This is a genomic window from Streptomyces sp. SudanB25_2051 (assembly GCF_964272635.1).
In the GTDB taxonomy this organism is placed as follows: domain Bacteria; phylum Actinomycetota; class Actinomycetes; order Streptomycetales; family Streptomycetaceae; genus Streptomyces.
The window spans coordinates 1981704-2007554 of record NZ_OZ186787.1; the positions used below are offsets into that span (position 1 = coordinate 1981704).

A 25851-nucleotide genomic window follows, 5' to 3' on the forward strand; every position below is an offset into this window, starting at 1 on the left:
CACCCCGCCCGGGCCGGGTCCGCCGCAAACGTTCCCGCGCCGGAGCGCCGTACCCCGCCGCGTATGCTCGGGCGCGAAGACTTCCGCCGTCCCCCGAAAGAGACAGCAGAGTGAACTACAGGGTCCAGCCCACCGCCCAGGTCGACGAGACCGCCGAGATCGGGGCCGGGAGCAGCGTCTGGGAGCTCGCGCAGATCCGCGAGAACGCGCGGCTCGGGGAAGGCTGCGTGATCGGGCGCGGCGCGTACGTCGGTACGGGCGTCCGGATCGGCGACAACGTCAAGATCCAGAACTACGCCCTCGTCTACGAGCCGGCCGAGCTGGGCGACGGTGTGTTCGTCGGTCCGGCCGTGGTGCTCACCAACGACCACAACCCGCGCTCCGTCGACCCCGAGGGCAAGCTGAAGCGCGGTGGCGACTGGGAGGCCGTCGGCGTCAAGGTCGGCGAGGGCGCCTCGCTGGGCGCCCGCTCGGTGTGCGTGGCGCCGGTGCGCGTCGGGCGCTGGTCGATGGTGGCCGCGGGTGCCGTCGTCACCCGCGACGTGCCGGACTTCGCCCTGGTCGTGGGCGTGCCCGCGCGGCAGATCGGCTGGGTCGGCAAGGCCGGTGTCCGGCTCGTCGAGCGGGCCGGCGAAGAGGGCGTGTGGGAGTGCCCGCAGACCGGCTCCCTGTACCAGGAGAAGGACGGCGCGCTCGTCGAGCGCGAGGGCTGAACGGCGCCCCGGCCGTGTGCCGGGAGGGGGCACCGCCTTCGGTAGGGTGGTGCCGCCGCGCTGTATGTCCGTACCGAACCCCGTGGGGACGCTTCCGCCGCACGGGTGCGCGGCGTGCAGGTGAAAGGGCGAAGGGAACCAGATGAACAGCCACGTGCTCTATCTCGCGCTTGGCACATACCGAGTACGGGCGACACGCGAGCAGGTGAAGGAGCTCGCCTCCTCGGGGTCCCGGGTCTCCCTGGTCGTGCTGGACGCTCCGGAGTGGCGCGAGGCGGTCGCCGAGCTGAGCCGGCTCGACGGCGTGGACGTGGTCCGCGTCGCCCCCGACAAGGACGGCACGGCCTGGGGTTCCGCCAAGAAGCTCGCCGCCGCCAAGTCGGGCCCGTTCGCCACCGCGGACACGGTCGTCGCGGGTGACGCGCAGGCGCTGCCCGTCGCGTGGATCGCCAAGCGCCGCCGCCCGGGCATCACCCTGGCGCTGGAGCCGCACGGCGCGGGCCGTGTCGTGGAGCCCGCCGACCTCGCCGTCCTCACCCCCTGGTACCCGTCGCCGAACAACCCGTACGCCGGTTCCTTCGTGCAGGCCGCGACCGCCGCCGTCGCCGGGCACCACGAGCGCGTCACCGTCTTCCACACGGAGGACTGGTCGGGCCGCGCCTCCGCCCCGCTCAACGACGCCATCCGGGTCACCGTCGACCGCCTCCAGGAGCGCCGCGCCCTCGGCCACGTCATCGACGCCGACGAGGCGACCGTCGTGCGCGTCCCCGTGCCGCTGATCCACCGCAAGAACTACGCCCCCTGGGTCGAGGCTCAGGTCAAGGCGTTGCGCAGCGCCCTGCCGACCGGGCAGATCGAGGCGCCGGTGGTGCACGCCCACACCGGCATCTACGGCGGTGTGCTGGCCACGCGGCTCGCCCGCCCGGACGCCCGCGTCGTGGTGACCGAGCACGCGTCGTTCCTCGACCGGGTCTTCTCGCAGGCGCCGGCCGCCCGCCTGTACGAGCAGGTGCTGGAGCGCGCCGACGCGTTCCTGTGCGTGAGCGCCGCGCTGCGCGAGCAGGTCGTCCGCCGCTTCCCGCAGTACGCGGAGAAGGTCGGCGTCGTCCCGAACGCGATCGCCCTGGACCGCTTCACGCCCGGCCCCGAGCGCTCCACGGAGCTGCTGCGCTGGCTGTACCTGGGCCGGCTCGTCGAGCCGAAGGGCGTCAAGGAGCTGCTGGAGGCGTTCGCGCTGGTCGCCGCCGAGGAGCCGCGCGCCACGCTGACGATGGTCGGGCACGGTCCCGCCGAGGAGGAGCTGCGTGCCCGCGCCGCCGAGCTGGGTCTCGGCGACCGGTTCCGGCTGCTGCCGCCCGTCGCACCGGAGGCCGTGGGCCCGCTGATGCACGAGTACGACCTGCTCGTGCACGCCAGCAAGAAGGAGACCTTCGGGATGACGGTCGTCGAGGCGATCGCGTCCGGGCTCCCGGTGCTGGCCACCCGCAGCGGCGGACCCGACGAGACGATGGCCGGCATCGAGACGCTGGCGGGCGGGCTCATGGACGTCAGCGACGACCCGCGGGTCATCGTGGACGCGTACCACGAGCTGCGCGCCCGTGCCGGCGAGCTGGACCTGGCCGCGGCCCGCGAGGTGCTGGAGGGCCGGGTCGGCTGCGAGGCGGTCGGCAAGCAGCTGGTCGCGGTGTACGGCGGGGCGCAGCCGCCCGTGCCGGACACCGCGCGGGACGAGGACGCCGGTGCGGCGGCCGAGGGCGCGGCGCGCGAGCCGGGCGCGGACGCCGAGGCCGCCGAGGCGGCGCCGGTGCGCCGGGCGGGCGGCGAGCCCGTCGGCCGGGCCGTCGTCCTGGCGCTGACGCCCGCGAAGCCGCGCCGCATCGTGGACTTCGCCAACCACCTGGTCGCCAAGGGCGCCGAGGTCACCCTGGTCACCGCCACGGCCCCGGCGCTGTGGGACCGGCTGGAGCTGGACCCGAGCGTGCCGGTCGTGAGCGTCGCCGACGCCGAGAAGAAGCTGCGCATCCCGCGCGCCGAGCGGTTCCTCGTGTACCGCGCGCCGCGCGCCGTGCTGCGCCGGGCCCGCCGGATCGCCGCGAAGAACCGTGAGGCGATCGGCCCCGAGCTGGCGGTCGCGACGGTGCAGCGGGCGCACACGAAGGTCGCCAACGCCTTCCACAAGAAGGTGTTCAACCGCACCTACCGCGAGGTCAGGCCGCAGCTCTTCGCCCGGATCGCCAAGCGCCGGGTGCTGCCGGAGCTGGCCCTGGAGAAGATCGACACGGTGTTCGTCAGTGACATCAACTCGACGGTGACGGGCTGGAAGTGGGCCAAGTCCCACCCGCACCTGAGGGTGACGACGAGCCTGGACCGCACCGCGTACGACAGCGAGTGAGCCCATGAGGAAGGGCCCTGACCGGCAGATCCGGTCAGGGCCCTTTCCGTTGGAGGACCGTTTCCCCTGGCGGGCCGTCGCCCGCCGCGCCGCCCAGGCCGACGGGGCTCAGACAGCGTCCGGCCGACGCAGCTCAGGCGGCGTCCGGCCGTCGGGCCCGGGCGGGGCGGCTCAGCTGTCGCTGACGATCTCCCGCAGCCGCCGCTCGAACGGGATGAGCGTCGCCTCACGGGTGTAGGTGTCCGCGTGGCGCCGCGCCGCCGCGCGCTGCTCCGGCGTCAGATCACGCGCCGCCTTGCCGGCCGCGACCATCGAGGCGGCCAGCTCCTCGACGTCCAGGCTGTTGGCGTTGAACCACAGCGGGTAGCCGTCGAGGACGTCCTGCGCGGCGATGCCGGGCTGGTGCACGGAGACGATCGGGTGCCCGAAGGCCATGTACTCGAAGATCTTGCCGGACGTGACGTACTTGCCGCCGCCCGCGAGGAAGACCAGCACATCGGCCTCCTCGTACACCTTGCCCACCTCGGTCTTGGAGACGGGCCCGCAGTAGCGCAGGCCGGTGTCCTCGACGCCCTCGGGGCTCGGGCCGTCCTGGAGGCCGAGGCGGGCCTTCAGGGTGCCGGGGCTGTTCTTGAAGAAGCCCAGGTGGCCGTGGATCTGGAGCTCCGCGTCGGCCAGGTCCGGGTGGCGGCGGGCGATCTTGAACGCCTCGGCCATCTCCTCGACCGGCTGCTTCGCGGTGAGCGTGCCCAGGTAGGTGAACTTCAGCGGTGCGCGCCGCTCGCCGGCGGCCGGGGCGGGCGCCGCCTCCGACGAGGCGGCGGGGGCGGGGGCCGCCTCGGCCGCGGCGCCCTCGCCGGTACCGGCGGCCGCGACCTCCAGGACGGGGGCCTCCGACGCGGCGGCCTCCAGGGCGGGGGCCGTGCCGGCCGCCTTCTCGACGGCCTTCGGCAGCACGTCGGCGTCCCACCCGTTGGGGACGACCATCATCCGGTCGGCGACCTCCGGGTAGCGCTCGGCGTGCCAGGCGCGCAGGGCCTCGTTGACGAAGACGGCGGCCGACGCCTTGCCGAGCATCCGCTTCTCCCACGACCAGGCGATGTGGCCCTCGGGGAAGGCGGGCTCGTCGTGGAACAGGTCCAGCGTCCAGGAGTCGCGGTAGTCCATCACGTACGGGACGCCGGTCAGCTTGTTGAACAGCCAGGCCGCGCCGAACGAGGCGAACGGGTTGCCGGTCGCCACGACGACGTCGAAGCGCTCCTTGGCGTGCAGCTTCAGCGCCCGCGTGACGGACGCCCACGCCCAGGAGGAGTACCGCTCGGGGAACAGCTTCGTCTGGCTGAACATGTAGACGCGCTTGGCCATCAGCGGGAAGCTGCGGCGCAGCCAGCTGTACTCGCGCAGGTCCTGCTGCCAGGTGTACTGGTTGAGGGACGGGCGCTCCACGCGGATGCGCGGGTCGACGGTCTTCGACAGTTCCTCGTCGACGGAGCCGATCACGTTGTAGAGGAAGTCCAGCGGGGCGGCACAGACCGTGACGTCCCAGCCCTTCTCCACCAGGTGGTTGGCGGTCGCCCGGGCGCGGTAGACGCCGCTCGCCCGCGACGGGGGGAAGTAGAACGCCAGGTAGAGCACACGGGGACGCCGTTCGCTACGGTTCTTCATCAGTCTTCCTCGGTTGGTTCAGCGAGCGGCTGAGGTCTGCGGGGTCGTCCGGGCGACGATCGGCGGTACGACGGAGTCGACGCTGTAGGCGAGGCGCGGGGTTCCGAGGCCCTCGCTCTCCCAGGCGTCCATCAGCTCGGCGGCGGTCCGCGTGGACAGGGCGTCGGCGACGATCACGAGGTCGGGGCCGCCCTGGGGGCCGAAGCAGCGGCGCAGGATCATACGGGCGACGGCGGTGGGCCACACCTTGCGGTGCAGGGGCGCGAACACACGGCGGTGGACGCGGCCGGCGACCCTCTTCTCGTACGCCTTGAGCGCCTTCTTCGTCTTGGCGCTCAGGGGGCCGCGGCCGACCGCTCCGGCGACGCGGCGCGGGGCCTGGTAGAGCACCGCCCGCTCCAGCCGCTGCGGCAGGTGCCTGGCCTCCAGTTCGGCGAGCGTCGTCAGCCGCACGCCGGGGGCGAACGTCTCGGACGCCCAGGGCTGCTTCTGGCCGACCAGGACGACCGCCCGGCCACCGGCCGCGACGACCGCGGCGGACTCTTCGACCACGGCCCGCTTGCGCGAGGCGCCAAGGGCCAGGAACAGAACCTGCATGTCACTCCATCACGGGGAGTCGGGGAACCAGAGTCGGTAGTGCGCCTGGGCCACGGCCTCGTAGCCGTAGTCGGCGGCAAGCTTCGCCTGGGCGCGTTCGAGGTCCAGTCCGCCGGCGAGGAACCGGGCGCGCAGGCGCCGGTAGCCCTCGCTGATCGACTCCGCGTTCTCCTCCACGTCGATGAGTTCGCCCGCGGCGTCCTCGATGCCGGCGAGGGTCTTCTCGGGGCCGCCGCAGCGGGTGACGAGGACCGGCATGCCGGCGGCGATGCCCTCGACGATGGTCATGCCGAACGTCTCGTACCGGCTGGGGTGGACCAGCAGGTCGTGACTGCGCATCAGCTCCAGCGCCTGCTCGTGCGGGATGGAGCCGGGCAGCTTCACGGCGTCGCTCAGGCCCAGTTCGGCGACGCGCTCGGTGAGCGGGCGGCGCAGCGGGCCCTCGCCGACGAGGGTCAGGGTGAGCGTGGGGTCCTCGGCGTGGCACTGGGCGAACGCCTCGACGAGCCACTTGACGCCCTTGAGCTCGGTGACGCTGCCCAGGTACAGCCAGCTGCGCAGGTCCTTGACCGGCTCGGGGCGCGGCTCGTCGAAGGAGATCGGATTGGGGATGCGCAGGATCTTGTCGGCGTGGTGCGGGAACTGGCGCTCCAGCACCTCGGTGACCTTGTCGCCGACGACGAGGAAGCCGGTGACGCCGTGCAGCAGCTCGTCGTACAGCTCGACGGCCTCGGGGTCCTGGAAGACCCGCTCCAGGAAGGAGGCGTGCTCGGTGACGAAGACCTTCGCGCCCGGGCGGGCGTTCTTCAGCGCGGCCCAGCCGCTGGGGAGCCCGACGTGGGCGTGGACGACGTCCGCGTCGATGGGCTTGCCGCCCAGGAGGTTGCGGAGCTGGCGCTCGTGGTTGCGGGACTGGGCGCCGTAGTCCTGGCCGCGCGGGGTGGTGACGGGGAAGGAGATCAGCTCGGCGCCGCCGGCGGTGGGGACGCGGTGCGCGGCCCGTGCCATCACCCTGGCGTTGGCGTCCTCGACCGCCTTCGTCGCCGCCGCGTCCATGGGGGCCACCCACGGGTCGCAGTGGTAGACGGTGAAGCTGTCGCAGCCGGGCGCGGTGGCCGCGACCATGGCCTGGACGAAGGAACCGCGGAAAGGCAACTCCCGTGTCGGATACCACGGCGTGACCACGGCTGCATCCCTGGATGCTGCCTGCTTCATGTCGACTTCCTTACGAGATTGCGCGGCGACGCGCCACTTTATCACCGGCCCATGGCCCCCAAGGGTCGCCCGAGGGGCCCGCACCCCGGCCGTCGCGGACGGGGTACGGGTGGGGCCGGCGGGCGGGTCAGCCGTCGTTGCGGACGGTGCTCTGCCATTCCTCGAGGATGCGGACGACGTTGTGCGCGGCGCGCCCGTCGCCGTACGGGGTGCCCTTGTCGGCGGTCGGCACGGCGCGGGTGACCGTGGCGGCCCACTCGTCGGCGGGCAGCGTGTGCGGGTCGGGGACGAGGAGGTTCCAGCCGGTCTCGACGGTCTCGACCCACTCCGTCTCCGGGCGGATCGTGGTGGTGATGCGCTCCAGCAGGAACGCCTCCTTCTGCAGGCCGCCGGAGTCGGTGACGACACCGGAGGACGCCAGCACGGCGGCGACCAGGCCCGCGTACGGCAGGGGGCGGCCGACGTGGACGGAGCCCTTCGCCAGGTCGATGCCGTGCTCCTTGGCGCGGGCGACCAGGCGCGGGTGGGCGAGCAGCGCGACCGGCAGCGGCAGCGCGGCCAGCGAGTCGACGATGGCGGCGAGGCGCTCGGGGTCGTCGGTGTTGTCCGGCCGGTGGATGGTGGCCAGCAGGAACGGCTGCGACGGGTCGATGCCCTCGGGCAGCGCCGGGGCCGGGTGCTCGCCGGCGAGGACGGCGTCGCGGATGCGCAGGCAGATGTCGACCATGACGTCGCCGGCGAGGACGGCGCGGTCCTTCAGGCCCTCGTCGGCGAGGTGGCGCATGGCCTCCTCGGTCGGGGCGAGCAGCACGTCGGCGCAGTGGTCGGTGAGGACCCGGTTGTGCTCCTCCGGCATCCGCCGGTTGAAGGAGCGCAGGCCCGCCTCCAGGTGCGCGACGGGCAGGTGCATCTTCACCGCGGACAGGGCGCCGGCGATGGTGGAGTTCGTGTCGCCGTAGACGAGGACCCAGTCGGGCTTCTCGCGCTCCAGGACCGGGTCGAGCGCGGAGAGGACCGAGCCGGTCTGCACACCGTGGCTGCCGGAGCCGACACCCAGGTGGACGTCCGGGTCGGGGATGCCGAGACCCTGGAAGAAGACGTCGGAGAGGTCGGCGTCGTAGTGCTGACCGGTGTGCACAATGAAGTGCTCGTGCTCCGTCTCTGCGAACGCGGCCGCGATGGGCGCGAGCTTCACCAGTTGGGGACGGGCGCCGACGATGCTGATGACTTTCACTGCGCACTCTTCTTCTGGGTCAGGTCGATGAGGGGCACCGCCATCGTATGCCCGGCGGCCGAGTGCTCCGTTACCGGGCCTCCGCGGGGGCCGGGGGCGGCCGGATGCGAGATGCTAGGGTCGCGCGCGCCTGCGGAAGAGGATCACTCGCTCGCGGTTCAGGTACAGGGGAAAGGTCGACGTCAGCCATGGCGGTCTTGTTCACGCGGAAAGCCAAACGCCGGGCCGGCACGCCCGCGCCTGCCGAGGAGACGCCCGTCCCGGTCCTGGACCCGTCGGTGCCGGCGACGACCGGCTGGCTGGTCCGCGGCAAGGACGGCCGGCTCACCGCGTACGCGCCGGGCGACGGCGGGGTGCTGCGCTGGACGGAGACCCGGCCGGGCGGCCCCCACTGGGCGGGGCCGGATCTGATCCCGGCGCCGAACGTGCTGCCGTACCTGGCCGTCGCGCAGGGCGAGGACGGGTACGTCCATCTCGTGGGGCTGCGCCGTGAGCGGCTCGCGGACGGGCGGACGGGCACCGACGTGGTGTACGCGCTGCAGTACCAGACGGGCCGGCCCGTGCGGGACTGGCGGCCGCTGGGCACCCCGTACCCGAACGATCCGGCGCTCGCGGAGCAGATAGGCCTGCCGACGGCGGTCGTCGACACGGACGGCTCCCTGAACGTCTTCGTGCGCAACGCGGGCGGCGGGGTGTGCGCCCGCAGCCAGGCCAAGACGGGCGCCTGGAACGCCTGGGCCGACCTGAAGGGCAGCGGGGTGCACGGCACGGTGTCGGCGGCGCTCGCCGGGGACGGCCGTGTGGAGGTGCTGGCGCCCGCGAAGGCGGGGCTGCTGCGGTGGGAGCGGGAGAAGCCGGGGGCGCGTTTCGAGCGCGCCGACGACGTGCCGCTGCGGGCCGCGCCCGACTCCCTGTCGGCGGTGGTGACGGAGCCGAAGGCGGGTCTGACGCACTTCTGGCACGACGCGCAGGACCGTACGGTACGGGCCTGGCGGCCGTCGCTGCCGGGCGGCGCGCGGCTCGGCGACGGGGTGGGCACCGGTCCGGTGGCGGTGCTGCGCACGGTGGTGGACGGCCACGACTGCACGGTCCTGGCGCACCGGGACGAGGCGACGGGCCGGCCGGCGCTGGCCGCGTACCCGACGCAGGACGAGGCGGCGGGCGCCGACTGGACGCTCACCGGCGGCCCCTGCCTGGGAGCGCCCGCGCTGGCGCTGGACGGGGCGGGGCGGGTCGTGATGGCGGCCATCGGGACGGACGGGGCGCTGTGGACGGCGCGCCAGAAGCCCGAGCCGGGCCTGGCCCTGGAGGCCTGGACCCGCGCCACTTCGGCCTGAAACCGCCCGCGCCCGGCCCGCCGGGGGCCGGGCGCCGCCGGACGCGGGTCCGGGCCGGGGCGTCAGGCCGGGTGGCGCAGGGTCCAGCCGCGCCAGGCGGACTCGACCATCTCGCGCACGCCCCGGCGCGCCGTCCAGCCCAGCTCCCGGTGGATCAGCTCCACCGACGCGACCGCGCGCGCCGGGTCGCCGGGCCGCCGGGGCGCGGTCCCGGGCGCCGGGTCCGCGAGGCCGGTGACGTCCTGGATGACGGCGATCATCTCCCGTACGGACACGCCCTCGCCGCGCCCCACGTTGAGCACCAGCTGCGTGCCCGGGTCGTCCGCGAGCCGCCGTGCCGCGGCGACGTGCGCGGCGGCGACGTCCTCGACGTGGATGTAGTCGCGCACGCAGGTGCCGTCCGGGGTCGGGTAGTCGTCGCCGAAGACCAGCGGCGCCCGGCCGGCGGTGAGCCGCTCGAAGACCATCGGGACCAGGTTGTACGCGCCGTCGTCGGCCAGCTCGGGCGCGGCGGCGCCGGCCACGTTGAAGTAGCGCAGCGCGGCGGTCGACATGCCGTGCGCCCGGCCGACCGCGGCGGCCATCCACTCCCCCGCCAGCTTCGTCTCGCCGTACGGGTTGATCGGCGCGCACGGGGTCCGCTCGGTGACGAGGTCCACGTCCGGCGTGCCGTACACGGCGGCCGACGAGGAGAACAGGAAGCGGGCCACCCCGGCGGCGGCCGCGGCGTCGAGGAGGACGCGGATGCCCTCCACGTTCTCCCGGTAGTAGTGGAGCGGCCTGGCGACCGACTCGGCGACCTGCTTCTTGCCGGCGATGTGCACGATCCCGGTGACGGCGTGCTCGCGCAGGACGCGGTCGACGAGGTCCCGGTCGAGGACCGTGCCCTTCTCCAGTGGGACGCCGGGGGGCAGCCGGTCGGCGCGTCCCGTCGACAGATCGTCGAGGACGACGACGGGCTGCCCCGCCGCGGTCATCGCCCGCACCACGTGCGAGCCGATGAATCCGGCGCCTCCGGTGATCATCCAGGTCATCGTGGAACCTCCAGCAGTGCGGCCCTGCCCCGCCGGGAGGGGCGGGACAGGGCCTTCGATCTCAGCGGCTCGGAGCGCTGTCGGAGCGTACGGGTCAGCCGCCGATGACGACGCGGCGGACACCCTCCCAGCGGGCCGGGTCGGTGGTGCGGCGGCCGTCGACGAGCACCTTCACGTCCGGCAGGTCCGAGGCCGCCAGCTCACGGTACTCGGCGTGGTCGGCCTGGAGGATCGCGGCGGTGACCTTCTCGCCCTTGTGCGGGGTGAGGCCGTGGGCGGCGAGTTCCTCGTCGGTGTACATCGGGTCGGAGACGTACGGGACGGCTCCGCGCGCCTTGAGCGCCTCGACGGTCGGGAAGACGCCGGAGAAGGCGGTCTCCTTGACGCCGCCGCGGTAGGCGGCGCCCAGCACGAGCACGGCCACGTCCTTCAGGTCGCCGTAGGCGGCGGCCAGCAGGTCCACGGCGTACTCCGGCATCGCGGCGTTCGCCTCGCGGGCGGAGCGGACGACGGTCGCCTCCGGGTCGTTCCACAGGTACATCCGCGGGTAGATCGGGATGCAGTGGCCGCCGACGGCGATGCCGGGCTGGTGGATGTGGCTGTAGGGCTGCGAGTTGCAGGCCTCGATGACCTTCTTGACGTCGATGCCGTTCTTGTCGGCGAAGCGGGCGAACTGGTTCGCCAGGCCGATGTTGACGTCGCGGTACGTGGTCTCGGCGAGCTTGGCCAGCTCGGACGCCTCGGCGGTGCCGAGGTCCCAGACGCCGTTCGGCTGGGAGAGGTCGGCGCGCTCGTCGAAGTCGAGGACCTGCTCGTAGAACTCGACGCCGCGGCGGGTGGACGCCTCGTCGATGCCGCCCACGAGCTTGGGGTAGCGGCGCAGGTCGGCGAAGACGCGGCCGGTGAGGACCCGCTCCGGCGAGAAGACCAGGTGGAAGTCCTTGCCGGCGGTCAGGCCGGAGCCCTCCTCGAGCATCGGCGCCCAGCGGGTGCGGGTGGTGCCGACGGGCAGGGTCGTCTCGTACGAGACGAGGGTGCCCGGCTTGAGGCCCTTGGCGATGGCCCGCGTGGCGGAGTCCATCCAGCCGAAGTCCGGGGTGCCCTCGGCGTCCACGAACAGCGGGACGACCACGACGACGGCCTCGGACTGCGCGACGGCGGCGGCGGTGTCCGTGGTGGCGGTGAGCAGCCCGGCGTCGACGGCCTTCTTCAGCTTGACGTCGAGGTCGTGCTCGCCGGGGAAGGGCTCGGTGCCGGCGTTGACCAGCTCGACGACCTTCTCGTTGACGTCGGCGCCGATGACCTTGTGGCCCTTGTCGGCGAACTGCACGGCGAGCGGCAGACCGATCTTGCCGAGCGCGACTACACAGATGTTCATCGGGTCAGTTTCCTCTTCACACGGGACAGGACGCGGCGCAGTCGCAGGCCGGCGCCGGGCGGAGGGCCCCACAGCGGGGCCGTGGTGATGACCAGCCGCCCCTTGGCGTTGGCGGTGGCCGAGACGCGGTACGGGACCTTCTCGCGCCAGCGCCGGGCCAGGGGCAGCGGCACCCCCTGGGTCTTGACGGGGATCTCGTACGTCGAGCCTGCCACATCCAGGTAGGCGCGGACGCCGAGCTTGGCCCGGACCGGCTGGAGCGGGATGCGGGCCAGTAGCAGGGTCCCGGTGCCGTCCGGGGCCGCCTCCTGGCTCGACTCACCCGCGGCCGGGGGGAGTTCGGTGCCCACGGGGACGCGGCGGCCGCCGGGCTTGTCGGCGCTCTTGGGCATGGCGCGGCTCGCGAGGCGGACGGTCGCCGATCCGGTCTCGCCGGTGACGGGGACCCGCACGGTGAGGGAGACGGCCATGTCCTCGCCGTCCTGCTCCCAGGCGGCGCCGACGAGGCCGGTGCCGTCGGCGAGCTGGGCGGGCACCGCCTCGCCGATCACCTCGTACAGCCGGTCGGGCAGTCCGAGGGCGGGGTCGCGGAAGCCGGGGTAGCGGACGTACGCGCGGCCGTCCTCCAGCAGCAGCGGCGGGGCGCCGTGCCCGGCCTCGTCGCTGATGGCGCGGATCAGCGCGTCGACCGCGCCGCGCTGGGCGAGGGCGATCCGCACCCGCCGCCGCACGTCCATCGAGTCGCGCACCGCGTCGGTGAAGTAGGCGTCGGCCAGCTCGGCTATGCCGGCGCACAGCTCGACCTGCGTGGTGCGGTCCAGGGACGGGAAGTCGTCCTGGACGAGCTTGGCCAGCTCCCAGGTGAAGTGGCGCTTGAAGACAGCGTCACGCTTCGGCCCGGCCTCGATGAGCCCCGCCGCGTGCTCCATGATCTGGGCGGTGCAGCGCAGCCGGGACAGGTGGTCGGCGCGGTAGGTGATGTTCGACGCGTCGCCGCGCTTCACCGCGTAGTAGTACGTGTAGTCGGCCAGCACGGAGATCTTGCGGGCGCGGACGCACGCCTCGATCGTGAACGGCTGGTCGGAGCCGACCGGCATGTCCTCGGGGAAGCGCAGCTTGTGCTGCTCGACGAAGTCCCGCCGGAACAGCTTGGTGTTGGCCAGCGTGAACGGCAGCGCCGAGTCGTACAGGCTGACGTCCGGGTCGCTCTTCTTGTAGAGCGCCTGGTGGACGTAGCGGCCGTTGGTACCGACCATCTTGCCGACGACGACGTCCGAGCCGTGCTCGTCGGCGCACTTCACCATGCGCTCCAGGGCCTCCCGGCCGAGGTAGTCGTCGGAGCCGATGAAGTACACGTACCGGCCGGTGGCCACCTCCAGGGCCCGGTTGCTGGGGGCAGCCGGGCCGCCGGAGTTGGCCTGGTGGATGACCTTCACGACGCCGGGGTACCGCTCCGCGAAGCGGTCGAGTTCCCGGCCGCTGTCGTCGGTCGAGCCGTCGTCGACGGCCACGATCTCCAGGCGGTCCTTGCCGATGCTCTGCTTGACGAGCGAGTTCAGGCACTCGGTCAGGTAGGGCATGGTGTTGTAGACCGCCACGACGACGGTGACATCAGGTCTGGTCAAGGGAGATTACCCCTACCCCTTTGCGGCGCCGTTGAGACGGATCGTGTCGCCGGTCGCGGCGGACTGGAGGACCGCGGCGGCGACCTCCACGGTCCGCAGACCCTGCCGCAGCGTGCAGATGTCGTCGGACTTGCCGAGGACCGCGTCGCGGAACAGCTCGTGCTCGACGAGCAGCGGCTCGCGCTTCGGGATCGCGTACCGCACCATGTCGCCCTCGGCGACGCCGCGGAAGGCGCGCAGGGCCTCCCACTCGGTGGCGACGGCGGCGTTGGAGTAGAACGTCAGGTCGGCGGTGAGGGTGTCGGCGATGAAGCAGCCGCGCTCACCGGTGACGGACGTGAAGCGCTCCTTGAGCGGGCTGAGCCAGTTGACCAGGTGGCTGACCATCGTCCCGTCGGAGAGCTGGCCGACGGCGGACACCATGTCCTCGTGCGGGCGGCCCGACTTGGACACCGTGTGCGCGGCGATCGACGTGTACGTCTGGCCGGTGACCCAGCCGGTGAGGTCGATGTCGTGGGTGGCGAGGTCCTTGACGACGCCGACGTCCGCGATGCGGTGCGGGAACGGGCCCTGGCGGCGGGTGACGACCTGGTACACGTCGCCCAGCTCGCCGGCCTCCAAGCGGGCGCGCAGCGAGCGCAGCGCCGGGTTGCACCGCTCGATGTGGCCGACGCCGGCGACGAGGTCGCGCGACTCGAACGCCTCGACCAGGCGGCGGGCGCCGTCGACGGTGTCGGCGACGGGCTTCTCGATGAGCGCGCACACGCCGGCCTCGGCCAGCTTCAGACCGACCTCCTCGTGGAGGGCGGTCGGGCAGGCCACGACGGCGTAGTCCACGCCGAGCGCGAGCAGCTCCTCGACGGTGGCCAGGACGGGCGCGCCCTGCGCCCAGCCGTTCTTGTCGCCCATCGGGTCGACGACGCCGACGAGCTGGACGCCTTCGAGTCCGGCGAGGACACGGGCGTGGTGGCGCCCCATGGAGCCGAGGCCGACGAGGCCGGCGCGGAGCGTTCCGGTGGCGGTCACAGGTTCTCCCCCAGGGCGTTCACGGCGGTGACGATCCGCTCCAGGTCGTGCTGGGTCAGCAGCGGGTGCACGGGCAGGGAGACGACCTCGGCGGCCGCCTTCTCCGTCTCCGGCAGGTCCCAGTTGCGGCCGGCCTTCTGGTCCGGCTCCCAGTACGGCTTCAGGCGGTGGATCGGCGTCGGGTAGTACACGGCGTTGCCGATGCCGGCCTCGGTGAGCTTCGCCATGGCGGCGTCGCGGTCGCCGCGGACGCGGATCGTGTACTGGTGGTAGATGTGGCGCGCGCCCTCGGCGACGACCGGGGTGACCACGTTCGGCGCGGTGATGTGCTCGGAGAGGTACGCGGCGTTGGCGATGCGCTGCTCGGTCCAGCCGTTCAGCTTGGCCAGCTGCACGCGGCCCACGGCGGCGGCGACGTCGGTCATGCGCATGTTGGCGCCGACGATCTCGTTGGCGTAGCGCTGCTCCATGCCCTGGTTGCGCAGCAGGCGCAGGGTGCGGGCGATCTCCGCGTCGGCGACCGTGATCATGCCGCCCTCGAGGGAGTGCATGTTCTTGGTCGGGTAGAAGCTGAACGTGCCGCCGGCGCCGAACGCGCCGACCGGGGTGCCGTTCAGGGCGGCGGCGTGCGCCTGGCAGGCGTCCTCGACGACGGCCAGCTTGTGCTTGTCGGCGATGGCCATGATCTGGTCCATCGCGGCCGGGTGGCCGTAGAGGTGCACCGGCATGATCGCGACCGTGCGCGGGGTGACGGCGGCCTCGACGGCGGCCGGGTCCACGCAGAAGGTGTCCGGGTCGATGTCGACGAAGATCGCGTCGGCGCCGACCAGGCGGATCGCGTTGGCGGACGCGGCGAAGGAGAACGACGGCACGATGACCTCGTCACCGGGGCCGATGTTCAGCGCCATCAGCAGGAGGTGCAGCGCCGAGGTACCGGAGTTGACGGCGACGCAGTGGCGGCCCTCGACCAGCTCGGCGAAGCTCTCCTCGAACGCCGCGACTTCGGGGCCCTGGACGACGCGGCCGCTGCGCAGCACGCGTACGGCGGCCTCGATCTCTTCCTCACCGATGACCGGGCGGGCAGCGGGAATGGGCTGCTCGTTGACGCTCGACATGGACGTCCTCCTTGAACACCGCAAGAGCTCTATGTGGCAGAGGTCCGGGGTGTGCGTACATCTCGTCGAGAGCGCGCGTCTACCCCTCCGGCGCGATGCCGACGCCCTACCGATGACGGCCGGGACGGGTCCGGCCCGGAACCGAGTCGCCTGCCGCCCGCGCGCTCCGGTGGAAGCGGTGGACGGCATCGACCGGCGTCACATTATCAGGAATGACTCTGTCGATTTCCGGGCCGTTAAGGGCCCGAAGCATCGGTTCTGAAACAAAATCCGTGTCCCGCCCCGCGTGAATGCGAGACGGGACACAGATCATTTCGGCCATGCTTCGCCGGTCGTTCAGCTCTCCGTGACCGCCGTCACGGAAGGCCCGGACGCCTGCTCGGCCGCGGCGGTCTTCTTGGCCGCCTTCGCCGTCTTGGCGGTCTTGGCCGTCTTCGACGCCGCCGTCTTGGTGGCCGTGGCCTTCTTGGCGGTCGTCTTCTTCGCGGCCGTCTTCTTGGCCGCCGTCTTCTTGGCGGCGGCCTTCTTGGCCGGCGCCTTCTTGGCGGTCTTCCGCGCGGGCTTCCCGGCCGCCTCGGACTCGGCCGCCTCAGCCGACTCAGCGGCTTCGGCCGCCTCGGACGCGGCGGCCTCCGGTGCGGTGGCCTCCGGTGCGGCGGTCTCCGGTGCGGGGGCCGGCTGCTCCGGCGCCGGGGTGGCGGCCACGACGACGATCGCGGCCTCCTCGGCGCCCGACGGCGAACCGGCGGGAGCGGTGACCTTGCGGACCACCCGGCGGCGCGGCCGGGGCGGTGCCGCCGCGGGCGCGGGCGCCTCGGCGGGCTCCTCGGCGTCCGTCCGGCCGGCCGGGGCCGGCTCCTCGGCGGCCGGGGCCGCCGCGGGGGCGGGCTCCACGACGACGGCGGCGGCCTCGGCGGCCTCCGCAGCCTTCGGCGGACCGGCCGGCGCGGTCACCTTGCGGGTGGCGCGGCGGCGCGTACGGCCCTGGGGCGCGGCCTCGGCGGCCGGTGCCTCGGGGGCCGGTGCCTCGGCGGCGGGCGCCTCGGGGGCCGGGGCGGTCTCCGCGGCGGCGGTCTCCGGCGTGACGGCGACCGGCTCCGGTACGGCGACCGGGGCGGCGGCCTCCGGCTCGGTGACCGTGGCGGGCTCGGCGACCGGGGTCACCGGGGCCTCCACGACCGCCGGGGCGGCCTCGGCGGCGCGCGGCGCACCGGCCGGGGCGGACGCCCTGCGGCCGGCCCGGCGGCGCGTACGGCCACGGGACGCGGCGGCCTCGGCCTCGGCGGCGCTGGAGTACAGCTCCTCGTCCGGGGCGAACGCCACCGGCTGCGGCTCGGCCTCCCGCACGGGGGCCTCGGCGCGCGGGGCCTCCGGGGCGGCGGGCGCCTCGGGGGCCTCGGCCGGCTCGTGCTCGTGGACGTGCTCGGCGTGCTCCGGGGCCTGCTCGGCGCCGCCGCGGCCGCGCTTGCGGGACTTCTTGCCGCCGCCGCCCGCAGTGCCGGGCTGCTCCATGTGGACGATCACGCCGCGGCCGTTGCAGTGGACGCAGGTCTCGGAGAAGGACTCCAGCAGGCCCTGGCCGACGCGCTTGCGGGTCATCTGGACCAGGCCGAGCGAGGTGACCTCGGCGACCTGGTGCTTCGTGCGGTCCCGGCCCAGGCACTCCAGCAGGCGCCGGAGCACCAGGTCCCGGTTGGACTCCAGCACCATGTCGATGAAGTCGATGACGACGATGCCGCCCAGGTCGCGCAGGCGCAGCTGCCGCACGATCTCCTCGGCCGCCTCCAGGTTGTTCCTGGTGACGGTCTCCTCCAGGTTGCCGCCCTGGCCGGTGAACTTGCCGGTGTTGACGTCGATCACGACCATCGCTTCGGTCTTGTCGATCACCAGCGAGCCGCCGGAGGGGAGCCACACCTTCCGGTCGAGCGCCTTCATCAGCTGCTCGTCGATCCGGTACGTGGCGAAGACGTCGACCTCCGACGTCCAGCGCTGCAGCCGGTCCGCCAGGTCGGGCGCGACGTGCGAGACATAGCCGTGGATGGTCTCCCACGCCTCGTCGCCGCTGACGATGACCTTCGAGAAGTCCTCGTTGAAGATGTCGCGGACGACGCGGACGGTCATGTCCGGCTCGCCGTACAGCAGCGTCGGGGCGTTGCCCGTCTTCGCCTTCTGCTGGATCTCCTCCCACTGCGCCTGGAGCCGCTCGACGTCGCGGCGCAGCTCGTCCTCGCTGGCGCCCTCGGCGGCGGTGCGCACGATGACGCCGGCGTCCTCGGGGACGATCTTCTTGAGGATGGTCTTCAGCCGGGCCCGCTCGGTGTCGGGCAGCTTGCGGCTGATGCCAGTCATGGAGCCCTCGGGCACGTAGACCAGGTACCGGCCGGGCAGCGAGACCTGGCTGGTGAGGCGGGCGCCCTTGTGGCCGATGGGGTCCTTGGTCACCTGGACGAGGACGGACTGGCCGGACTTGAGGGCGGTCTCGATACGGCGCGGCCCGTTGGCCATGCCGAGCGCCTCGAAGTTGACCTCGCCGGCGTACAGGACGGCGTTGCGGCCCTTGCCGATGTCGACGAACGCGGCCTCCATGGACGGCAGCACGTTCTGGACCTTGCCCAGGTAGACGTTGCCGACGTACGAGGTGGCCTGCTCCTTGTTGACGTAGTGCTCGACGAGCACGTTGTCCTCGAGGACGCCGATCTGCGTGCGGTCGCCGTTCTGGCGGACGACCATGACGCGCTCGACGGCCTCGCGGCGGGCGAGGAACTCGGCCTCGGTGATGATCGGGACGCGGCGGCGGCCCTGCTCGCGGCCTTCGCGGCGGCGCTGCTTCTTCGCCTCCAGGCGGGTGGAGCCCTTGATGGACTGCACCTCGTCGGACGGCTCCGCGCCCTTGTCCCGCGGGGACCGCGGCTCGCGGACCTTGACGACCGTGCGGACGCCGTCCTCCTCGGCGACCGCCTCCGCCTCGGCGGGCTCACCGCTGCGGCGGCGACGGCGGCGACGGCGGCGCGAGCTGCTCGTACCGGCGGCGGACGGGGTGGTGTCGCCCTCGCCCTCGTCGTCGGTGTCGTCGCCCTCGGCCTCCTCCTCCTCGTCGCCGTGCTCGCCCTCTCCGGCCAGGTCGGCGGGGGCGGCCTCGGAGTCGGCGGCCTCGGCGGCCTCGGCGCTCTCGTCGTGGTCGTCGGCGTCGGCGGACTCGCCGCGGCGGCGACGGCGGCCGCCACGGCGGCGGCGGCGCGACGGGCGCTCGTCGAACTCGTCGTGCTCCTCGGCCTCGGCGGCGGCCTCCTCGGCCTCCTCCTCGGCCTCGTCGGCGGGCGCGGCGGGCTCGTCGACCGGGGCGGGCTCGACGTGGCGCGGGGCCTCGTGGCGCGGGGCCTCGGCGGACTCGCCGCGACGGCGGCGGCGACGGCGGCCACCGGTCTCGGCGCGCTCGACGGCGGGCTCGACGGCCTCGGGCGTCTCCTCCTCCGCCTCGGTGACGGCCTCGGCGGCCTGCGCGGCGGCGGCAGCGGCGGCGGTCTCCGGGGTCTGGAACATCGGCTCGGCGAAGACCGGGGCCTGGAACACCGGGACGGCGGGGCGGGCCGGGCGGCGGCCGCGCTCGGGCGCGCGGACCGGCTCGGCGGTGAACTGCGGGGCGGCCACGCGGCGGCGCGTGCGGCCGCGGGTGGCGGCCTGCTCGGCGGCGGCGACCTGGCCGGTCTCGTCGGCGCTGATCTGCGCGACGGTGGCGGCGGGCAGGTTCTCGCCGGCCTCGGCCTCCTCCTCGTCCTCGGCCTCGGCGGCCTGCGGCTCGGGGGTGGTGACGGGCGCGGTCGCCTTGCGGGTGGCGCGGCGGCGCGTACGGGCCGGGGCGGCCGGCTCCTCGGCCGGCTCCTCCGCCGGGGCCTCGGCGGCCGGGGCGGCGGCCTCGACCGGGGCGGGAGCCTCGGCGGCCTGCGCCTCGGGCGAGGTGACCGGCGCGGTCGCCTTGCGCGTGGCACGGCGGCGCGTACGGGCCGGAGCGGCCGGCTCCTCCGCCGGAGCCTCGGCGGCCGGGGCGGCGGCCTCGACCGGGGCGGGAGCCTCGGCGGCCTGCGCCTCGGGCGAGGTGACCGGCGCGGTCGCCTTGCGCGTGGCACGGCGGCGCGTACGGGCCGGAGCGGCCGGCTCCTCCGCCGGAGCCTCGGCGGCCGGGGCCTCGGCGGCGGGGGCCTGTGCCTCGGGGGCCTCCGGGGCCTCCACGGCGGCGGGGGCGGTGGTCTTGCGGGTGGCGCGGCGGCGCGTACGGGCCGGAGCGGCCGGCTCCTCGGCCGGAGCGTCGGCGGCGGGGGCCTCGGCGGCCTGCGGAGCCTCGGCGGCCTGCGGAGCTTCGGCGGCGGGGGCCGTCGCCTTGCGGGTGGCGCGGCGGCGGGGGCGCGCCGGGGCGGCGCCCTCGGTCGTGTCCCCGGCGGAGGCGGTGGGCGTGCCGGACGCGGCATCGGCGGCCGGGGCGGCGGTGGCCACCACGGTCTCGGCGGTCTCCGCGGTGGTCTCCGCCGCGACCGGCGGGCCCGCGGGGCGCGACGCGGCGCGGCGCCTGCGGCGCGGCGGCAGCGTGTCGCTGGGGCTGTTGTTGTCCTCGTTGGTACCGGCGGTGCCGGTTTCGTTCGGCTCGAGCATGCGGGCGGTTCTCCCGTCACGCTCCCGGGCGCCGCGCCTGTTTCCGGTCCGGCCGCGGCATCGCCGAATTCGCGATGGCCGCCGTCCGGGGCGCGGGCGCCGCACGGGAGCTGTATGTCTGGCTCGCCGGTTCCGTACGCCTTGTGCGTACGGCCTGGCGAAAGTCTCCTGTGTCTGTACGCGGCCCGCCCAGGGGGTCCCGGAATTGCCGGGGCCGCGCTTCGACGACCGCTCCTACGCGGAACCTGCACCTTCCGGCGCCGTCGCGGCGGCGGGTCCGGCGGCCTCGGAAGGGGCGGCCGTGACTGCCTCGCGGTCGGGCGCGAGCGGGTCGGTCACCGTGCCGGACTCCTCGTCGAAGAGCCCCTGCGCCAGCCTGGTCACCGCTGCGGGGACCGGCGGCGCCAGGTCGGCCACAGCTCGGAGACCGGACAGGACGTCGTCGGGTCGGACGGCAGGTGTCACGTGCCGAACAACCAGCCGCAGTATCGCACAGGGGCCGTCCAGCGGCCTATCAGCCGGAGCTGCGGCGGTTTCGAGCCCCGCCACGGCGGCGCGGGCGTCGAAGGTGCGCAGACCGTTCTTGGTCATGCGCTGCACCTCCACGACGGGCGCCGCGAGGAACGCCGCGGCGGCCCGCTCGGCGTCGGCCGGGTCGACCCCGTCGAGGCGCAGCTCCCACACGGAGGCGGTGAGCCGGTCGGCGAGGCCGGAGGCGCGGGCCTCGACGGCGTCCACGATGTCGAGGCCGTCGGGCAGGGACTCGTCGAGCAGCTCCCGCAGCTTCGCGGGGTCGCGCGGCTCGGTGAGCGCGATCTCCAGGTACTCGGCCTCGGAGGCCGTACCGGTCGGGGCGGCGTTCGCGTACGACACCTTGGGGTGGGGCGTGAAACCGGCCGAGTACGCCATGGGCACCTCGGCGCGGCGCAGGGCGCGCTCGAAGGCGCGCTGGAAGTCTCGGTGGCTGGTGAACCGGAGGCGGCCGCGCTTGGTGTAGCGCAGTCGGATGCGCTGCACCGCCGGTGCGGGCGGCGGGCCTTCGGGCTGTCGCTTGCCCAGTGGTTCTTCTCCTCGGTGCGGGGCGGCGCGGTGGCGCGCCGCCCACCGGATGCGGTGGGTGCCCCCGGGGGTCCCGCCCGGATCACCCCCGCTGGTGCGGGGAGACCTCGTCAGGCGGGCGCCGCGCCGGGAGCAGTCGTCTGTACCCAGGGTACGCGCCATGCGGGAGCGGTTTTCCACAGGCGGGACGTGGGCCCGCGGCCCCCGGCCGCGCGGACCCGCCCGGGAACGGGCGCGGGAGCGGGTTCCCCTCCCCCGGGCCGTACGGCGGGTCCCGCTCAGGACAGGGCGCGGCGCAGGGTGCGGCGGGCCGTGGACAGGGCGGCGCGGACGGTCGCGCGTACGGGGCGCCACACCTCGTCGCGCAGGAAGTGGCCGACGGGTGTGCACACCGACCGGTAGAGCCGGCGCGCCGGTCGGCCCACCGTCTGCCACAGCGCCCACTTCAGCGCGCGCCCCACGGCACGGGACACGTACCCGGCCACGCGCCAGGCGACGGCGAGCGCGGCGGCCAGTTCCCGGCCGAGGAACGCGAGGGCGCGTCCGAGCGGTACGAGCACCCACCGCCACAGCGCGCCGAGCGGTACGAGGACGAGCGTCCAGAAGAGCCAGGCGACGCCCCGCCCCACCGGCACGACGACCCACTGCCACAGCCACACCGCGGGGACGACGACCAGGTACCGGACGAGCCAGGCGATGCCCCGCCCCGCCGGCACCAGCAGCCATCGCCACAGCCACCGGCCGGGGACGACGAGCAGGTACGTGGCGAGGAAGCGGCCCAGCCAGACGAGCCCCCGCCCCACCGGCACCAGTACCCACCGCCACAGCCACACCGCAGGCACCACGACGAGGTACTGCCACGCCCAGACCGCCGGGGCCACCACCAGGTACCTGACCAGCCATACGACGGGCACCACCACGAGGTGCCGGAACAGCCAGGCGGCACCCCGGCCGAGCGGGGTGAGGACCGAGCGCCACAGCCAGGTGAGCGGGATCACGAGCAGATACCGGCCGAGGGGGCGCAGGACCGTGCGGTGCAGGGTCCGGGCGCACAGGGCGAGGGCGTCCCACACCATCCGCACCGGGACGACGACGACCAGCACGGCGATCCGCACGGGCAGCCGGATCGCCGCGACCAGGCAGCCTTCGGGCTCACGCCGCGGGGGGCGGTTGCGCAGTTCCATGCCCCCCATGACGCGACGGCCCGCTCCGGGGGTTTCCCTCCGGGGCGGGCCGTTGCCAGGACGTTACGCCACGTCAGGCGGCGTGCGGGGCGGCTACTTCACGACGGTCAGCGGGAGCAGCTTCTTGCCGGTCGGGCCGATCTGGATGTGGGTGTCCATCTGCGGGCAGACGCCGCAGTCGAAGCACGGGGTCCAGCGGCAGTCCTCGACCTCGGTCTCGTCGAGGGCGTCCTGCCAGTCCTCCCACAGCCAGTCCTTGTCGAGGCCGGAGTCCAGGTGGTCCCAGGGCAGGACCTCCTCGTAGGTGCGCTCGCGCGTGGTGTACCAGTCGACGTCCACGCCGTACTGCGGCAGCGTCTTCGCGGCGCACTCCATCCAGCGGTCGTACGAGAAGTACTCGCGCCAGCCGTCGAAGCGGCCGCCGTCCTCGTACACGGCGCGGATGACGGCGCCGACGCGGCGGTCGCCGCGCGACAGGAGGCCCTCGACGATGCCGGGCTTGCCGTCGTGGTAGCGGAAGCCGATGGAGCGGCCGTACTTCTTGTCGCCGCGGATCTTGTCGCGGAGCTTCTCCAGGCGGGCGTCGGTCTCCTCGGCGGAGAGCTGCGGCGCCCACTGGAACGGGGTGTGCGGCTTGGGCACGAACCCGCCGATGGAGACCGTGCAGCGGATGTCGTTGGACTTGGACACCTCGCGGCCCTTGGCGATGACGTTCGCCGCCATGTCCGCGATCTGCAGCACGTCGTCGTCGGTCTCGGTGGGCAGGCCGCACATGAAGTACAGCTTCACCTGGCGCCAGCCGTTGCCGTACGCGGTGGCGACCGTGCGGATCAGGTCCTCCTCCGAGACCATCTTGTTGATGACCTTGCGCATGCGCTCGGAGCCGCCCTCGGGGGCGAAGGTGAGACCGGACCGGCGGCCGTTGCGGGTCAGCTCGTTGGCCAGGTCCACGTTGAACGCGTCCACGCGGGTCGACGGCAGCGACAGGCCGATCTTGTCGTCCTCGTAGCGGTCCGCGAGGCCCTTGGCGATGTCACCGATCTCGGAGTGGTCCGCGGAGGACAGCGAGAGCAGGCCGACCTCCTCGAAGCCGGTCGCCTTGAGGCCCTTGTCGACCATCTCACCGATGCCGGTGATGCTTCGCTCCCGCACGGGGCGCGTGATCATGCCGGCCTGGCAGAAGCGGCAGCCGCGGGTGCAGCCGCGGAAGATCTCGACGGACATCCGCTCGTGGACGGTCTCCGCGAGCGGGACGAGCGGCTGCTTCGGGTAGGGCCACTCGTCGAGGTCCATGACGGTGTGCTTGGAGACCCGCCACGGCACGCCGGAGCGGTTGGGCACGACACGGCCGATGCGGCCGTCCGGGAGGTACTCCACGTCGTAGAAGCGCGGGACGTACACGCCGCCGGTCCTCGCCATGCGGAAGAGGACTTCCTCGCGGCCGCCCGGCCGGCCCTCGGCCTTCCAGGCGCGGATGATGTCGGTGATCTCCAGGACGGCCTGCTCGCCGTCGCCGATGACGGCCGCGTCGATGAAGTCCGCGATCGGCTCGGGGTTGAACGCGGCGTGCCCGCCGGCCAGGACGATCGGGTCGTCCAGGTCGCGGTCGCGCGCCTCCAGCGGGATGCCCGCGAGGTCGAGCGCGGCGAGCATGTTGGTGTAGCCGAGCTCCGTGGAGAAGCTGAGGCCGAAGACGTCGAACGCCTTGACCGGGCGGTGGCTGTCCACCGTGAACTGCGGCACGTCGTGCTCGCGCATCAGCTTCTCGAGGTCCGGCCACACGCTGTACGTGCGCTCCGCGAGGACGCCCTCGCGCTCGTTGAGTACCTCGTACAGGATCATGACGCCCTGGTTGGGCAGGCCGACCTCGTACGCGTCGGGGTACATCAGGGCCCAGCGGACGTCGCAGCTCTCCCACGGCTTGACCGTGGAGTTGAGCTCGCCGCCGACGTACTGGATCGGCTTCTGCACATGCGGGAGCAGAGCTTCGAGCTGTGGGAAGACCGACTCAGGCATTTCGGGGAACCTTCGTGAGCTGACGGGGGCGACTCTCAAGCGTAACCGCTCGCCGGTCGCCCCCGGCACGGAGAAGGCTCAGCCCGGAAGGCCCCGGCCCCGCGCCCTCGCCCAGACGTCCGGGAGCTCGCGTTCGCGTGCGGCCGCCTCGGCCTCCTCGCGGGCGTAGAGCAGGCCCCAGGTGAAGGACGACTCGCCGGCGCCGTTCGCCTGGACGGCCAGCTCGCGCAGGGCCCGGCGGGCGACGACGCTGTCCTGGTGGTCGCCGAGCAGCCGCTGCAGGGCCTTCATCTCCCCGGCGAGGCGCCGCGCGGGCCTGCCGAGCGCGGGGGCGGCCAGTTCGGCGCCGTACCGGGCGCGCTTGGCGGCCTTGCGCGCCTCGTGCAGGGCGGCGTCCCGGTCGGGGCCCGGGTCGAGGGAGAGGGCCCGCTCGATCCGGGCGGCCACCCGGGCGTGGTCCTTCCGCACCGCCTTGGCCAGCACCTTCTTAGGGGACTTCGCGGCGGCGGGGCGCAGCGGCGGGTCGGTGAGGAGCGCGTCGAGGCGGTCGAGGAGGGCGAGGTAGCGGTCGCTGTCGAGGACCTCCAGGAGGTGGCCGCGCGCTCCGGCGCTGTGGGCCGTCGACCAGCGCTTCAGGCGGCCGCGGACGGGGCCGAGCTGCAGGGTGCGCGGGACGGTGTCGAGGGCGGCGCGCAGCCGGGCGTCGAGGACTTCCCGGTCGCGGTCGGCACCGAGCTCGCGGCCGAGCCAGCGCAGTTCGCGGGCGACCCGGTCGGTGGCGGCGCGGTCGAGGACCTTCCGCTGGCCGCGCAGGGCGCTGCGCAGGCGGCGGGCGGTGACGCGCAGGTCGTGGAGGGCGTCCGGTTCGCCGCGGCGCAGTCCCGCGTCGTGGGCGAGCAGCTTGTCGGTCTGGGCGCGCAGATAGGCGAGGACGTGGTCGCCTGCCGTCCCGTCGGGTTCGGCGGGCCGCGGTGCGGGCGGCGGGGTGCCGGTCTCCGCCAGGGCGCGGGCGAGCTTCGACGGGGAGGCGGCGGGGCGGATGCCCGCCTTGCGGAGCCGCTTGTCGACGGCGTCCAGCAGGGCGGGGTCGCCGCCGTCGGCGAGCTCCACCTCGATCTCGGTCCACGTCGCGGTGGCGCCGCCGTCGGTGAGGCGTTGGGCGTGGACGGTGTCGGTGCTCAGCTCGGCGAGGAGGGTGCCGTCGTCGTCGACGAGGTGCCGTACGTCCCGGGAGGAGCGCAGCCGCACGACGGGGGCGAGCGTGTCGCCGCGGGTGCGGGCGCGGACCAGCGCGGCGAGGTCGTCGGGCACGTCGTCGCCGAGGGGCGCGGCGATCTCGTCGCGCACGCCGGGGCTGACGGGCAGTTTGAGGTGCCAGCCCGCGTCCGCGCCGCCGGTGCGGCGGCGCAGGGTGACGGAGTGCGCGGCGAGGCGCAGTCCGGGGGTGTCGTAGTAGACGGCGTCGAGGTCCGCGGTGCCCGCGTCGAGGACGCGGGCCACGCCGGGGACGCGGGCCAGGTCCGGCACCGTCGTGTCGGTGGTGGCTTCGTACTTGCGCTCGATTTCGCGTTTCGTGTCCGCCATGCACCGAATGTAGTCCAGGGCGGTGCCCGGACG

At 74.0% G+C, this 25851-nt stretch carries 17 protein-coding genes; 3 read left to right on the forward strand and 14 right to left on the reverse strand.

The features are described from left to right. The first annotated feature begins 110 nt into the window (after nucleotides 1–110). Entirely contained in the window at nucleotides 111–713 is a 603-nt protein-coding gene (locus ACSUPT_RS08790) for an acyltransferase (RefSeq protein WP_351967813.1), read from the forward strand. Between the two features lie 142 nt (nucleotides 714–855). Continuing rightward, a complete protein-coding gene (locus ACSUPT_RS08795; protein ID WP_436943979.1) occupies nucleotides 856–3105 on the forward strand; it encodes a glycosyltransferase family 4 protein in 2250 nt (749 codons plus the stop codon). A gap of 171 nt (nucleotides 3106–3276) precedes the next feature. Here ACSUPT_RS08795 and ACSUPT_RS08800 read toward each other — a convergent pair whose 3' ends face one another. From ACSUPT_RS08800 to wecB, 4 genes are all read right to left on the reverse strand, one after another. Beyond that, nucleotides 3277–4770, reverse strand: coding sequence for a glycosyltransferase (locus ACSUPT_RS08800; RefSeq protein ID WP_436943980.1), 1494 nt, complete (start codon nucleotides 4768–4770; stop codon nucleotides 3277–3279). Nucleotides 4771–4788: 18 nt separating this feature from the next. Beyond that, nucleotides 4789–5367, reverse strand: coding sequence for a hypothetical protein (locus ACSUPT_RS08805; RefSeq protein WP_351967810.1), 579 nt, complete (start codon nucleotides 5365–5367; stop codon nucleotides 4789–4791). Between the two features lie 9 nt (nucleotides 5368–5376). Further along, a complete protein-coding gene (locus ACSUPT_RS08810) occupies nucleotides 5377–6582 on the reverse strand; it encodes a glycosyltransferase family 4 protein (protein ID WP_361659194.1) in 1206 nt (401 codons plus the stop codon). A gap of 127 nt (nucleotides 6583–6709) precedes the next feature. Further along, complete coding sequence (gene wecB / locus ACSUPT_RS08815; RefSeq protein ID WP_436943981.1) at nucleotides 6710–7816, reverse strand: non-hydrolyzing UDP-N-acetylglucosamine 2-epimerase; 1107 nt, start codon at nucleotides 7814–7816, stop codon at nucleotides 6710–6712. 188 nt (nucleotides 7817–8004) lie between these two features. Here wecB and ACSUPT_RS08820 point away from each other — a divergent pair, with 188 nt between their 5' ends. After that, nucleotides 8005–9153, forward strand: coding sequence for a hypothetical protein (locus ACSUPT_RS08820; RefSeq protein WP_436943982.1), 1149 nt, complete (start codon nucleotides 8005–8007; stop codon nucleotides 9151–9153). Between the two features lie 62 nt (nucleotides 9154–9215). Here ACSUPT_RS08820 and galE read toward each other — a convergent pair whose 3' ends face one another. The 10 genes from galE to ACSUPT_RS08870 form a co-directional block, all read right to left on the reverse strand. Further along, a complete protein-coding gene (gene galE / locus ACSUPT_RS08825) occupies nucleotides 9216–10187 on the reverse strand; it encodes a UDP-glucose 4-epimerase GalE (RefSeq protein ID WP_351967806.1) in 972 nt (323 codons plus the stop codon). Nucleotides 10188–10281: 94 nt separating this feature from the next. Beyond that, nucleotides 10282–11565, reverse strand: a complete 1284-nt coding sequence (locus ACSUPT_RS08830; protein ID WP_351967805.1) for a nucleotide sugar dehydrogenase — start codon at nucleotides 11563–11565, stop codon at nucleotides 10282–10284. Next, nucleotides 11562–13190, reverse strand: a complete 1629-nt coding sequence (locus ACSUPT_RS08835; RefSeq protein ID WP_361659201.1) for a glycosyltransferase family 2 protein — start codon at nucleotides 13188–13190, stop codon at nucleotides 11562–11564. The genes ACSUPT_RS08830 and ACSUPT_RS08835 overlap by 4 nt, the downstream gene beginning before the upstream one ends. Before the next feature lie 12 nt (nucleotides 13191–13202). Beyond that, on the reverse strand, nucleotides 13203–14216 hold the full coding sequence (locus ACSUPT_RS08840; RefSeq protein ID WP_351967803.1) for a Gfo/Idh/MocA family protein: 1014 nt from the start codon (nucleotides 14214–14216) through the stop codon (nucleotides 13203–13205). Beyond that, nucleotides 14213–15331: a DegT/DnrJ/EryC1/StrS family aminotransferase gene (locus tag ACSUPT_RS08845; RefSeq protein WP_351967802.1), complete on the reverse strand. Its 1119-nt coding sequence runs from the start codon at nucleotides 15329–15331 to the stop codon at nucleotides 14213–14215. The genes ACSUPT_RS08840 and ACSUPT_RS08845 overlap by 4 nt, the downstream gene beginning before the upstream one ends. A 336-nt stretch (nucleotides 15332–15667) precedes the next feature. Next, nucleotides 15668–19975, reverse strand: coding sequence for an Rne/Rng family ribonuclease (locus ACSUPT_RS08850; protein ID WP_436943984.1), 4308 nt, complete (start codon nucleotides 19973–19975; stop codon nucleotides 15668–15670). Nucleotides 19976–20209: 234 nt separating this feature from the next. Further along, entirely contained in the window at nucleotides 20210–20992 is a 783-nt protein-coding gene (locus ACSUPT_RS08855; protein ID WP_351967800.1) for a TIGR03936 family radical SAM-associated protein, read from the reverse strand. 320 nt (nucleotides 20993–21312) lie between these two features. Beyond that, nucleotides 21313–22218 carry a hypothetical protein gene (locus ACSUPT_RS08860; protein WP_436943986.1) on the reverse strand — a complete coding sequence of 302 codons (906 nt, stop codon included), beginning with the start codon at nucleotides 22216–22218 and terminating at the stop codon, nucleotides 21313–21315. 93 nt (nucleotides 22219–22311) lie between these two features. Continuing rightward, the gene (locus tag ACSUPT_RS08865) at nucleotides 22312–24234 is read right to left on the reverse strand and encodes a TIGR03960 family B12-binding radical SAM protein (RefSeq protein WP_351967798.1); all 1923 of its coding nucleotides are present in this window, start codon (nucleotides 24232–24234) and stop codon (nucleotides 22312–22314) included. Nucleotides 24235–24312: 78 nt separating this feature from the next. After that, nucleotides 24313–25818 (reverse strand): CYTH and CHAD domain-containing protein, encoded by a 1506-nt coding sequence (locus ACSUPT_RS08870; protein ID WP_399219214.1) that lies wholly within the window; start codon nucleotides 25816–25818, stop codon nucleotides 24313–24315. Between the last annotated feature and the right edge of the window lie 33 nt (nucleotides 25819–25851).